Annotated in this window: 12 protein-coding genes; 7 read left to right on the top strand and 5 right to left on the bottom strand. The window is 71.1% G+C overall.

All coding sequences use genetic code 11. From position 1 onward, the window contains the following. The first annotated feature begins 2 nt into the window (after positions 1 to 2). The 4 genes from Q9G87_RS19835 to Q9G87_RS19820 are packed head-to-tail and all read left to right on the top strand — an operon-like array spanning position 3 to position 5,724. A complete protein-coding gene (locus Q9G87_RS19835) occupies positions 3 to 1,376 on the top strand; it encodes an extracellular solute-binding protein (RefSeq protein WP_305917881.1) in 1,374 nt (457 codons plus the stop codon). Then, positions 1,373 to 2,269 carry a carbohydrate ABC transporter permease gene (locus tag Q9G87_RS19830; RefSeq protein WP_305917880.1) on the top strand — a complete coding sequence of 299 codons (897 nt, stop codon included), beginning with the start codon at positions 1,373 to 1,375 and terminating at the stop codon, positions 2,267 to 2,269. The genes Q9G87_RS19835 and Q9G87_RS19830 overlap by 4 nt, the downstream gene beginning before the upstream one ends. After that, positions 2,266 to 3,066: a carbohydrate ABC transporter permease gene (locus Q9G87_RS19825; RefSeq protein ID WP_305917879.1), complete on the top strand. Its 801-nt coding sequence runs from the start codon at positions 2,266 to 2,268 to the stop codon at positions 3,064 to 3,066. The genes Q9G87_RS19830 and Q9G87_RS19825 overlap by 4 nt, the downstream gene beginning before the upstream one ends. 15 nt (positions 3,067 to 3,081) lie before the next feature. Continuing rightward, positions 3,082 to 5,724 carry a sugar-binding protein gene (locus tag Q9G87_RS19820; protein ID WP_305917878.1) on the top strand — a complete coding sequence of 881 codons (2,643 nt, stop codon included), beginning with the start codon at positions 3,082 to 3,084 and terminating at the stop codon, positions 5,722 to 5,724. A 68-nt stretch (positions 5,725 to 5,792) separates the two neighbouring features. On the opposite strand, the gene Q9G87_RS19815 is transcribed toward Q9G87_RS19820, so the two are convergent. Both Q9G87_RS19815 and Q9G87_RS19810 read right to left on the bottom strand, forming a co-directional pair. Next, the gene (locus tag Q9G87_RS19815) at positions 5,793 to 6,503 is read right to left on the bottom strand and encodes a YcnI family copper-binding membrane protein (protein ID WP_305917877.1); all 711 of its coding nucleotides are present in this window, start codon (positions 6,501 to 6,503) and stop codon (positions 5,793 to 5,795) included. 46 nt (positions 6,504 to 6,549) lie between these two features. Continuing rightward, positions 6,550 to 7,083, bottom strand: coding sequence for an MFS transporter (locus Q9G87_RS19810; protein ID WP_305917876.1), 534 nt, complete (start codon positions 7,081 to 7,083; stop codon positions 6,550 to 6,552). A 172-nt stretch (positions 7,084 to 7,255) separates the two neighbouring features. Here Q9G87_RS19810 and Q9G87_RS19805 point away from each other — a divergent pair, with 172 nt between their 5' ends. After that, on the top strand, positions 7,256 to 7,678 hold the full coding sequence (locus Q9G87_RS19805) for a hypothetical protein (RefSeq protein ID WP_305917875.1): 423 nt from the start codon (positions 7,256 to 7,258) through the stop codon (positions 7,676 to 7,678). Here the strand turns inward: Q9G87_RS19805 and Q9G87_RS19800 are convergent. From Q9G87_RS19800 to Q9G87_RS19790, 3 genes are read right to left on the bottom strand one after another with little or no spacing between them, the layout of a single operon-like run. Then, complete coding sequence (locus Q9G87_RS19800) at positions 7,672 to 8,421, bottom strand: ABC transporter ATP-binding protein (protein WP_305917874.1); 750 nt, start codon at positions 8,419 to 8,421, stop codon at positions 7,672 to 7,674. The two genes, Q9G87_RS19805 and Q9G87_RS19800, sit on opposite strands and share 7 nt — an antisense overlap. A gap of 2 nt (positions 8,422 to 8,423) precedes the next feature. Next, on the bottom strand, positions 8,424 to 9,212 hold the full coding sequence (locus tag Q9G87_RS19795) for an ABC transporter permease (RefSeq protein WP_305917873.1): 789 nt from the start codon (positions 9,210 to 9,212) through the stop codon (positions 8,424 to 8,426). Continuing rightward, on the bottom strand, positions 9,205 to 9,999 hold the full coding sequence (locus Q9G87_RS19790) for an ABC transporter permease (RefSeq protein ID WP_305917872.1): 795 nt from the start codon (positions 9,997 to 9,999) through the stop codon (positions 9,205 to 9,207). Before Q9G87_RS19790 ends, Q9G87_RS19795 begins: the two co-directional genes overlap by 8 nt. A 326-nt stretch (positions 10,000 to 10,325) precedes the next feature. Here Q9G87_RS19790 and Q9G87_RS19785 point away from each other — a divergent pair, with 326 nt between their 5' ends. Next, the gene (locus Q9G87_RS19785; RefSeq protein WP_305917871.1) at positions 10,326 to 11,201 is read left to right on the top strand and encodes an alpha/beta hydrolase; all 876 of its coding nucleotides are present in this window, start codon (positions 10,326 to 10,328) and stop codon (positions 11,199 to 11,201) included. A 90-nt stretch (positions 11,202 to 11,291) separates the two neighbouring features. After that, positions 11,292 to 12,128: a siderophore-interacting protein gene (locus tag Q9G87_RS19780; RefSeq protein WP_305917870.1), complete on the top strand. Its 837-nt coding sequence runs from the start codon at positions 11,292 to 11,294 to the stop codon at positions 12,126 to 12,128. Positions 12,129 to 12,167: the final 39 nt, after the last annotated feature.

Raw genomic sequence — 12,167 nt, 5'->3', positions numbered from 1 at the left:
CCATGACCCCCCCGATGCGACTCGCCGCGCTCGCCGCGGGCATGCTGGTCCTGACCGCGTGCGCGCCCGGCTCCTCGGCCCCGCCGTCGCCGGCCTCGCCCGCAGGGTCGTCTTCAGGGTCGCCGAATGCGGTGCGCACCGATGCCGCCGGTCTCGGCAACGTCACGCTCACCGTCTGGGATCAGGAGGTACGCGGCGGGCAGGCGGCCCAGATGAAGCAGCTCAACGACGCCTTCCAGGCCAAATACCCCAACATCAAGCTGAACCGGGTCTCCCGCTCCTTCGACGACCTCAACACCACCCTGCGCCTGGCGCTGAGCGGCAACGAGCCGCCGGACGTGGTGGAGGCCAACAACGGCCGCTCCGCGATGGGCGCGTTCGTCAAGGCCGGTCAGCTGCGCCCGCTGGACGCCTACGCCGACGTGTACGGGTGGAAGCAGCGCTACCCGGAGTCGGTGCTGCGGTACTCGCGCTACAGCGCCGACGGCAAGCTGTTCGGCGAGGGCAACCTGTACGGCCTGCCGCAGGTCGGCGAGGTCGTCGGCATCTTCTACAACCGGGCCAAGCTCACCAAGCTCGGCCTGGAGCCGCCGAAGACGTGGGCCGACTTCGAGACGGCGCTGGCCACGGCCAAGGCGGGCGGCGAGGTGCCGCTGCAGCTCGGCAACCTCGACAAGTGGCCGGCCGTCCACGTGTTCGGCACCGTGCAGGGCCGCCACGTCCCACCCGGCCAGATCGGCACGCTGGCCTTCGGCCGCAAGGGCGCCTCCTGGAACACGACCGAGAACACCACCGCCGCCGAGCAACTCGTCGGCTGGGTCGACAAGGGCTACTTCGCCAAGGGCTTCAACGGCCAGGGGTACGACCCGGCCTGGCAGGCGTTCGGCAAGGGCCAGGGCGTCTTCATGATCGCCGGCACCTGGCTCCTCGCCGACCTGCAGAAGACCTTGGGCGACGACCTGGGGTTCATGCTGCCGCCGGGCGTCACGGCCGACGCGCCGCCGGTCGCGACGGGCGGCACGGGACTGCCGTTCGCGATCACCGCCAAGAGCCCCAACCCGGACGCGGCGGCGGCGTACATCAACTTCATCACCAGCGCCGACGCCATGAAAGTGCTCACCGAGACAGGGAACCTGCCGGTCGCCGAGACCGACCAGCAGAGCGTGGCCAAGGGCCCGCAGCAGGACGTCTTCACCGCGTTCGGGACCGTGACCGCGAAGAACGGGCTGGTGCCGTACCTGGACTACGCCACCCCGACGTTCGCCGACACGCTGGGGGCGGCGCTGCAGGACCTGCTGGCCAAGAAGGCGACCCCGCAGGAGTTCCTGGCCACGCTGGAGAAGGACTACAAGACCTTCGCCGAGAGCAACGGATGACCCAGCCGACGATGGGGACCCGGCCTCCCGGGGAGCCCCGCCGCGTCGCCTACCTGTACGTGCTGCCGGCCTTCGCCGTGTACGCGGCGTTCCTGCTCTATCCGATCGGCCGCGCGGTGCAGCTCTCGTTGTACGACTGGGACGGCCTGTCCCTGGGCAGATGGGTCGGCCTGGAGAACTATGCCGCGATCGTCGCCGACGAAGGGCTGCGGGCCGCCTTCGGCCACGCGCTGGTCCTCATCGTCTTCTACGCGGCAGGGCCGCTGGTGATCGGGCTGGGGCTGGCCGCGATCCTCAACCACGCCAAGGTGCGCGGGCTGGGGTTCTTCCGCACCGTGGTGTTCCTGCCGCAGGTCGTCGCCATGGTCGTCGTGGCCGTGGCGTGGCGGCGGGTGTACGCGCCCGACGGCACGCTCAACACGCTGCTCGGCGCGCTGGGGCTGGACGCGCTGACCCGGGGCTGGCTGGGCGACTACACCTTCGCCTTGCCGGCGGTCGGCGTGGTGGGCACGTGGTTCGAGACGGGCCTGGTGACCGTGCTGCTGCTGGCCGGGATGAGCCGCATCCCCGCCGAGTTGTACGAGGCGGCGCGGCTGGACGGGGCGGGCGCGGTGCGGGAGTTCTTCGCGGTCACGCTGCCGTCGGTGCGCGGGGAGATCGCGGTCGCCCTGACGCTGACGGTGATCGCCGCGTTGCGCACGTTCGACCTGGTGTACATCACGACGCGGGGCGGGCCAGGCGACTCGACGTCGGTGCCGTCGTACGAGGTCTACCACCGGGCCTTCGGGCTCAGCCAGGTCGGCTCGGCGGCGGCGATCGGCGTCACGCTGACCGTCGTCATCTTCGTGATCTCGTTCGGGATCAACCGGTTCGCGGACAGGGGGGTCACGTGATCTCGCGCGGGGAGCGGGCGGCCAACTACGTCATCCTGTCGGTGTTCGCCGCGTTCGCGCTCTTCCCCATCGTGACCATCCTGTCGGCCGCGCTCGGGCCCGCCGACAGCGGCGGCACGGCCGGGCTCGGGAACTTCGCGGCGGCGTGGGAGATCGGCCGGTTCGGCACGTACCTGCGCAGCAGCCTGATGGTGTCGTCGTTCGTCGTGGTCGTCAGCGTGCTGCTGTCGATCATGAGCGGGTACGCGTTCGGCACCATGCGCTTCCGCGGCCAGTCGGTGCTGTTCTACCTGTTCATGCTCGGGATCATGATGCCGAGCGAGGCCGTCGCGGTGCCGCTCTACTTCGACCTGCGCACCCTGGGACTGATCGACACGTTCTGGTCGGTGGCGCTGCCTCAGGTGGCGTTGTCGGTGGCGTTCGGCACGTTCTGGATGCGGGCGTACTTCCGCGCATCCAACCGGGCGATCGTCGAGGCCGCCCGCATCGACGGGGCCTCGACGTGGCGCATCCTGTGGCAGGTGCTGGTGCCGCCGGCCCGGCCCGCCCTCGTCACTCTGACCGTGCTGGTCTTCATGTGGACGTGGAACGAGTTCCTCATCCCGCTGATCATGGTGACCAGCGAGTCGCTGCGGACCGCGCCCCTCGGGCTGGCGTTCTTCCAGGGCCAGTACACCTCCGGCTTCACCCTCCTCGCCGCCGGGTCGGTCATCGTGGCGACCCCGGTCGTGATCTTCTACTTGTTCCTCCAGCGACACTTCGTCCGCGGCCTGCTCCAGGGGGCGGTCCGCGAATAACCCCACGGAGGTTCCATGCGACGACTGCTGATGGCGTTGGTCACCGTTTCCGCGCTGTTGCCCGCTCTACCGGCCGACGCCGAGGCCGCCGAGGCGCCCGTGGACCTGGACGCGTTGTTCGTCGGCGCGCACCCCGACGACGAGGCGTTCACCCTGTCCACGCTCGGCCAATGGAACGAGGACCACGACGTGCGCGCCGGCGTCGTCACCGTCACCCGCGGCGAGGGCGGCGGCAACGCCGTCGGCCCCGAGGAGGGCCCGGCGCTCGGGCTGCTGCGCGAGGCCGAGGAGCGGACGGCGGTTGCCAAGGCCGGCATCGGCGAGGTGTTCAACCTCGACGACGTCGACTTCTACTACACGGTCAGCGCCCCGCTGACTGACCAGGTCTGGGGCGGCGACACCCTCGAGAAGGTCGTGCGGACCATCCGGCAGACCCGCCCGGAGATCCTGCTGACCATGGACCCCGCCCCGACACCGGGCAACCACGGCAACCACCAGGAGGCCGCCCGGCTGGCCATCGAGGCGTTCTACGCGGCGGCCGACCCGAAGGCGTTCCCCGAGCAGATCACCCGCGAAGGGCTGCGTCCCTTCGCGCCCGCGCGGCTGCTCACCGGCGGCGGGCGCGGCACCTCGCAGACCGGGCCCTCGTGCGCCGCGTCGTTCCGGCCCGCCAACCCGGCGCAGAACGTGTACGGCGTGTGGAGCGGACGCCCCTCGCAGCGCGGCCGGACGTGGGCCGCGATCGAGCGTGACGCCCAGCGCACCTACGCCTCCCAGGGCTGGGCCGTCTTCCCCGACGTGCCGTCCGACCCCGCCCAGCTGGGCTGCGACTTCTTCACCCAAGTGGACGCGCGGGTGCCCTTCCCCGAGCCGGGCACCCCGGCGGCGGCCGCGCCGACGGCCATCCTCGACGGGGCGCTGACCAGGCCGAGCGGGACCGTCCCGCTCGGGACCCAGCTCGGCCTGCGGACCAGCACGTTCGACGTCCGCCCCGGCACCCCCTTCACCGTCGAGGTCGCCGCGAGCGCCGCTCGCGAGCCGCTGGGCCGCTCGTCCGCGGCGCTCCGGGTGCCCGAGGGCTGGACGGTCACGGGCTCCGGCGACCTCGGCCGGATCGCCGCCGGACGCACCGGTTCGGCGCGCTTCACCGTGACGCCGACCCAGAGCGCGGCCGGCAGGACCAGGATCGGAGCCGTGCTGACCACCGAAAGGGGACGGGGCTACACCGACCGGCAGGTCGAGGCGGGCCCCGCCGTGCGTGGGCAGCAGCAACTGCTTCCCCAGGTCGACCAGTACGAGACGTGGGTGAGCGAGGTCGGTGTGCCGCAGCTGCGCGGGCTGGTCACGCCCGTGCTCACCCTCCCGTCCGGTGGCTCCCGGCAGATCGGCGTCGTGGTGACGAACGTGGGCGACGCCGCCCGGTCCGGCACCGTACGCGTGGACCTGCCCGCCGGCTTCGCCGCCGACCGCGCCGAGGCCGCCTACCGCGACCTGGGCCCGGGGGCGTCGGTGACGGTGCCGTTCACCGTCACCAACACCGACACCTCGCTGAAGACCTCCAACGAGGGCGGCGACTACGCCTACACCGTCACCGTGGACGGCGCGGTCACCGGACGACCCGCGCTCGAACTCGTCCCGGCCACCACGATCCCGCAGGCGGCGTCTACGGGGCCCACCGTGGACGGCGCAGAGGGCGACGGCGAGTACACCGGGCCCGCGCTCGACCTCTCCCGCCGCTGGGAGGGCACCGCGTGCTCGTCGGCGGACGACTGCTCCGGCACGGCCAAGCTGGCCTGGCGCGACGACACGTTGTACGTCGTGGTGCAGGTGAAGGACGACGTGCTGGGCACGCGGCTGGCCGCCGCCGACTGCAAGCGGCACTGGCGTACCGACGCGGTGGAGGTCACCCTCGACCCGCGCGGCACATCCGAGAACACCTCCACGACCTTCAAGGCGGCCATCCTGCCAGTGACCGCCGAAGGGCCGCCGTGCGCGCTGCGGGACGCCGACAACCGCCAGGGTCCCGCCACGGGCGTGCGGATCGCCTCTTCGGTCGTCTCCGGCGCGTACACGGTGGAAATGTCCATCCCGATGGAGGCCCTGCCCGGCTCCGTCGACCCCGAGCACCTGGGCCTGAACATCCTGGTGTACGACTCCGACACGCAGAACAAGACCGGCCAGACCCGGATCGGCTGGTCGACGTGGGGCGGCGTACAAGGCGACCCGTACCGGTGGGGCGTGGCGACCCTGCCGGGGTACCGGCCGCCCGCGGACCGGCCGGCGCCCGATCCGGTGATCCCCGACACCGCCCTGTCCAGCCTGGACTCGCCGCAGTCGCTGGAGCAGGCGGTCCGCGCGCACGTCCCCGTGGGCGGCGGGCCCGCGGCGCAGGCGTCCGCGAGCGGCCACGCGACCGCGGCCACGGGCGTGCCGGACGGAGTGAAGGTGACGTTGCGCACGGCCGCTGCCGGCAAGGCCCACCTGTTCGTCCGCGATGCTCGGGGAACGGCAGGCAGCCGGGTCGTCACAGTGTCCGCCAAAGGCACGACGACCGTGACCGTCCCCCTGACCCGCGCCATGGATGCCTCGCCGACGGTGGTGTCCGGCTGGGAGGCCGCCGGCGGCGGCACAACGGCCTCCCAGGTCCCGGTGCGGTAGCCGACCGCAGCGCGCGGCGGGCTGTGCGGCGCCGGGCCGCCCGCGCGGGGCCGCGCGCGGCGCGCGTGTCAGGCTGAGCGGCGGCGGAGGCCGAGGGCGGCGAGGACGACGCCGACGACGCCCACCGCCAGACCGGCGCCGCCCAGCAGGCGCGCGGTGCCGTCAGACCCGGCCGGATTCAAGACCACCGAGGTCGCAGCCGGGGAGGCGGCCGCCGCGGCGGCGCTGGGGGAAGCGGACGGGGAGGCGGCGGCGGGGACGAGCTTGAGCAGCGGAGCCGGGTGCTCGTCCTCCGTGCCGTCCGCCTTCGGCGCCTCGGCCCAGTCCACGACCTCCCCGTTCGAGTACGTCTGCTTCGTCGGGAACAGCAGCTGATCCGTGTCCTTGGGCAACTGCCCCATGGACACCTCGAACTCCTGGAACTCACCCGGGTTGATCTTCCCGCCCGACCAGACGACCGTGGTGACGGCCTCCTCCAGGTCGCCGTACTCGGTCTTGACCGGCGTGGGCAGCTTGCCCTCCGTCACCTTCACCTCCCATCCGGGCAGAGGCTTGACCGACACGAAGGCCAGCGGGTGGTCGGCGGGGAAGCTGACTTCGATCTTGGTGGTCGAGGCGGTGTCACGCTCGTTCGGCACCCGGAACGCGACCTTGGTGAAGGACCCCTGCTCGGCGGTGCCCGGCTGGACGGTGACGTGGGCCAGCGCGGGCAGCGCGAGGCCGGCGGTGAGAGCAGTGGCGGCGGCGAGCACGGTCGCGGCACGGCGTACGAAGGACATGGCGATACTCCACTTGGCTGATTGAGAGGAAAGAGGTGTCAGAGGGTCAGGCGGGAAGTGGAGGACCACGCCTGGCCAGACAGTGCCGGAACCCCGGCTGGGGCGGGACGACCCGGGTGAAGACGACCGGCACGTACGCACGCACGGCGGGCACCGCCACCGGGCGCAATAGGACGAGACGGCGGCCGAGGCGGCGCAGCAGCGACCAGAGCGCGGCCTCGCCACGCGCCAGCCACGCGCCGGTGATCAGCGTGGCCGTCAGGTGGGCGAGCAACATCCCGGCGTTGACCGCCAGGCCGCCTCCGTGGACGTGCACGGAGACGTAGGCGGTGTCGTCGCCGGCGAACAGTTCGTGCAGCCCGAGCTGCGCCACCGCCAGCACACCGTTGACGGTCACGGGAGAACGTTCCCTGCCGCACAGGGCCAGCCCCAGCCCTGCCACCGCCGCGAGCCCCAGCCCGGCGGCCCATGGCTCGGGACCCGAGCCGCCACCCACGACGTGTGCGAGCGTGGCGAGGATCACGCAGACGGCGGAGAAGGCGGCCGTCCGCGCGAGACGGAGGGGAAGTTGCGCGCGCATGGGTGTGCCACATGGTCTCACGGGGCAGGGTGTCTTGAGACCTCAAGTGCTCAATGCCTGGTCGGTTTGCGGCATTTGTCGCTAGGGTCGTGCCGATTACGTTGATACAGAGGTGAGAACGTTGCGGCACTTGGCGGGTTTGCTTATCGGGCTTGTAGTAACGGCAGCTGTAGTGGCAGGTGGCGGCTGGGCTGTACAGCAGGCCGTCGGCAGTGCGGCGGCGGCTCCACCGGACAGCCAGCAGATGTGGATCGCGCTCGGCGCGATGGCCGCGGTCGGCCTCGTCCTCGGGCTCGTGGTGGCGGGCAGGGTCTCCCCGCTGGCGGCCTTCGTGCCGTCCATGGTCCTACTGGCGTGGACGGTCATCTACGCGCTCGACGTGAACAGGGCGCTGTCCCTCATCCCGTCCGAGCCGTCGGTGAACCAGATCATCAGGGACGCGGGGTTCGGCGCCAAGACCATGCTGACGACGGGCGTGTTCGCCCTGCTCGGCGTGGCGCTGTTCATTCCGGTGCTGATGCCGTCGCGCTGGTCGCGCCAGCGCGACGACCTGGACGAGGAGTACGAGCCCGCGTCCGAGAGCACCTACTACTGAGCAGTGGTGCCGGTGTAGAGGCGGGTGACGACGTCCTCGATCGTGGACTGGTCGGGGGCGGTGGCCATCAGCTCCTCCAGCGTCCCGTCGAACGCCAGCCGACCGTGGTCGATCAGCATCACCCGGCGGCACAGGCGTTCGATGTCGCCGAGGTCGTGCGTGGTCAGCAACACGGTCGTGCCCTCCTCGGCGTTGAGCTTGCGCAGGAACTCCCGGATGCCGGCCTTGCTGACCACGTCGAGCCCGATCGTCGGCTCGTCGAGCACCAGCACGTCCGGCGCGTGCAGCAGCGCGGCCGCCAGGTCGCCGCGCATCCGCTGGCCGAGGCTGAGCTGCCGGACCGGTGTGCGCAGGAACGCGCCGAGGTCGAGGGTCTCGGTCAGCTCGTTGAGCCTCGACCTGAACGCCGCGCGCTCGACCTTGTAGAGCAGCCGGATCAGCTCGAAGCTGTCGGCGAGCGGCAGGTCCCACCACAGCGTCGTGCGCTGCCCGAACACCACGCCGATCCGCCGCGCGAGCGTGGTGCGCCGGCGGGACGGGTCCAGCCCGGCCACGCGCACCCGTCCTGAGGTGGGCGTGAGGATGCCGCACAACATCTTGATCGTGGTGGACTTGCCCGCCCCGTTGGGCCCGAGGTAGCCGACGAACTCCCCGGCCGACACGGTGAACGACAGGTCGCGTACGGCGTGGACGACGGTCCTTTTCACTTTGAACGAGCGTCCCGCCCGCTCGAGCTCGATCATTCTCAACTCCCCGTGGATCGGTAGTGCCTGATGCCCTGCCGCCAGGCCAGCGCCGCCAGCAGGGCGAGAACCAGCGCGGCGGCCGGCCCCATGAACCGCATGAACTCCGGCGTGCCGAACGGGTCGTCGCGGCCCAGCACGTACAGGCCCGGCTGCCAGTTGATGAAGGCCAGCGGGACCGCGTACGTCACGCCCCTGACCAGGTCGCGACCGTAGATGCTGAACGGGTATTGACTGAGCTGCTGGCTGCCGTAGGTGAAGGAGCTGACCACCTCCGGGGCGTCGGTCAGCACGAACTGCAGCGCCCCGCCCAGCGTCCACAGCGCCGTGAAGATGACCATCCCTGTGATCAGCATGACCGGGATCAGCCAGGCACGCCGCCAGTCGACGTCCAGCACGGCCAGCGCGTAGCCGAGCACCGCGCCCGCCTGCATCACCCGCCCGACCCTGGTGCCGTTGAAGTGGTCGGTGGCCAGTTGCAGCCACGCGCTGACCGGCCGGATGAGGAAGGTGTCCAGCGTGCCCGCCTTGATGTGCTGGCTGACCCGGTCGAGGTTGCTGACGAACATGTCGCAGACGGTGAAGGCCACGCTGGAGGTGCCGTACAGGAAGAGGACCTCCTCGCGGGAGAACCCGGCGAGCGAGGTGGTATTGGCGAAGATGACCAGGATGACGGCGACGTCGAGGGCGGCGATGACGCCGCCGAGCGCGACCATCAGCCAGAACGACGCCGGGTACGCGGCCGCGGCGCGGGTCCACGTCCAGGCCAGCAGGAAATACGTCCTAACCACCCTGGATCACCACCTTGTGGCGGATCACCCGGGTGCCGAGCGCGCCGAGCCCGAGCAGCACCACCGCCCAGAACGCCTGGAAGGCCAGCGTCTCCAGGACGGGCGCCTTGCCGAGGTAGAGGTCGGTGGGCAGCTGGACCATGGCCGCCCACGGCAACGACGCGGCGAGGTCGCCGAGCCAGCCGGGGAAGATGCGCAACGGCAGCATCAGCCCGGAGAAGAAGGTCGTCAGGACCAGCGACAGCACCGCCACGCCGCGGTCGTCGACCAGCCAGCAGACCGACAGCGCGACCAGGTAGCGCCAGCCGAAGCTGACCACGACCGCGATCGCGAAGCCGCACAGGAACGCCGCCCACCGGCCGGGATCGGCGGGCACGACGATGCCGAACAACGCCGCGCCGAGCAGCATCGGCGGGATGCCGCGGACGAGGAACAGGTAGGCGGCCCTGCCGAGGTCCTCGGCCAGCGACCACAGCTGCAGCGAGGCCGGGCGGACCAGGTCGAGCGCGATGTCGCCGCTGCGGATGCGCTCGGGGAGGCCGAGGCCGCCGCCGAACAGCTGCATCGGCCCGATGAACGCCTGGGTGACGAAGCAGAAGGTGACGGCGTCGGTGATGTCGTAGCCGGCCAGCCCGGGGCGGGCTTGCCAGAGTGCGATGAGGATGTAGGCGCGCAGGACGCCGAACACGCTGTTGGTGAACGCGCCGGCGAGTGCTGCCCAGACGTAGGTGGCGTGCTTGCGGAAGCCGTACCGGACGAGCCGGGCATAGAGGAGTATGGTTGACACCTCCGGATCTGTAAGGACATGGCTACGCGCCGTGTCCGGACCCGCGCACGGGTCTGCCGACGGAAAGCATGGAATTATCCGTCGGAGCGTCAGCGGTTCGCAACGGGATAAACGAGGCCCGCCAGCGTGACACATTGCCGAAATGTCCGTGTAAGCGATGAGACACTTACTGGCTGGTAGGATTCGGCTCTTTGGGGAATGACACTCTTCGGAGGGTCATTATGCGGATCGACGGGGATGTGTCTCCTCAATACCCCTTGAGCTGGCAGGCCCGCGCGCTGATCAGTCTGATGCGCGGAACGTTGAAGCCGGCGTCCAGTCTCTTGATGCGCCATCCGCTCGCGCTGGTGGGGGCGGCCCGCATCGGCAGGCTCGCACGGCTGGTGCAGGTGCCGCACCCGGCGCACGTGTCCATCACGTCCGCCGCCTTCCCGGATTGCGGCGGGGAGTGGGTACGCGGCGGCGAGGGCCTGGATGAGGGCAAGGCCTTGTTGTACTTCCACGGGGGCGGCTATTTCTCCTGCTCGCCGCGCACGCACCGATCCATCACCTGGCGGCTGTCGGTGGTGTCCAGGCGGCCGGTGCTGGCGCTCGACTATCGCCAGGGCCCGGTCCACAAGCTGGCGGACTCGCTGGCCGACGCGCTGGACGCCTACGACTGCCTGCTGCGGCACGGCTACGCCCCCAAGGACATCGTCCTCGCGGGCGACTCCGCCGGCGGCCATCTGACGCTGGTGACGCTGCTGGCGCTGCGTGACCGGGGGCTGCCGCTGCCCGCGGCCGCGATCTGCCTGTCGCCGTGGGCGGACCTGACCGACATCCCGCGCCGCGCGAACCGCTGGGAGGACCCGCTGCTGCCGGCCAGCCGGGTGGGGTGGCTGGCGCGCCGGTGGACCTCCGGGCTGGATCCGCACGACCCGCTGGTCTCGCCGGTGCACGGCGACTTCACCGGACTGCCGCCGCTCATGATCGTGACCGGCTCCACCGAGGTGCTCCGCGACGAGGCACGGCGGGTGGCCGAGCGGGCACGGAGCGGCGGGGTGCTCGTCAGGTATGAGGAATGGCGGCGCATGCCGCATGCGTTCCCTATTTTGGCGGACGTGTTGCCTGAGGCGCGGCTGGCATTCCAGCACATGGCACTGTTCTTGTCCGCGGTGGGGGCGGGCCCCGCCGCGTCGGCGGGCGACACGGCGGCCGCCTGACCGCGACGGAGATCCGGCCCCCACTGGCAGGATCGGCGAGACGGAGTATAAGGTTAGGCATGCCTAACTCTGTCAGGGGGATGTTTCTCTATGGCTGAAAAGCCCACGGACCATCATCGGGGTGTCGTCCTACGAACCGAGCGGCTCTCCCCGCACATGGTCCGCATCGTGGTCGGCGGCGACGGGCTGGCCGACTTCGCCACCTCGGGCCTGACCGACCACTACGTGAAGGTCGTCTTCCCCTACGAGGATGTCGAATATCCCCAGCCGTTCAGCGTGAAGGCCTGCCGTGAGACCATGCCGCGCGAGCTCTGGCCGCGGCTGCGCACCTACACCGTGCGCGCCTGGGACCCGGACGCCCGCGAGCTGACCCTTGACTTCGTGGTCCACGGCGACGAGGGCGTGGCCGGGCCGTGGGCGGATCGTGCCGCGCCGGGTGACGTCGTGCTCCTGCTGGGGCCCGGCGGCGGCTACGCGCCCGATCCGGCGGCGGATTGGCATCTGCTGGTGGGTGACGAGAGCGCGCTGCCGGCCATCGCGGCCTCGCTCGAGGTGCTGCCCGACGGGGTGCTCGCGCACGTCCTGGTGGAGGTGGACGGGCCGGAGGACGAGCTGAAGCTGGACACGGCCGCGGACGCCAGGATCACGTGGCTGTACCGGGGTGACCGGCCGGTGGGTGAGGTTCTGGTGCGGACCGTGTGCGAGCTGGAGTTCCCGGACGGGAACGTGCACGCGTTCGTGCACGGCGAGGCCGGTTTCGTCAAGAAGCTCCGCCGCCACCTGCGCCTGGAGCGGGGGATCTCGATGGATCGCCTGTCGATCTCCGGCTACTGGCGGGCCGGGGTGGACGACGAGGGGTGGCGCGCCGCCAAGCGCGACTGGAACCGCCAGGTCGAGGCCGAGGAAGCCGCCGCGATCGCCGGCTGACTCCGCCGCGTCGCGTAAGGGGGCCGCGCCAGTCGCTGG

It is taken from the genome of Nonomuraea turcica, assembly GCF_030718205.1.
In the GTDB taxonomy this organism is placed as follows: Bacteria; Actinomycetota; Actinomycetes; order Streptosporangiales; family Streptosporangiaceae; genus Nonomuraea.
This window is presented reverse-complemented; position numbering and strand designations above follow the sequence as displayed.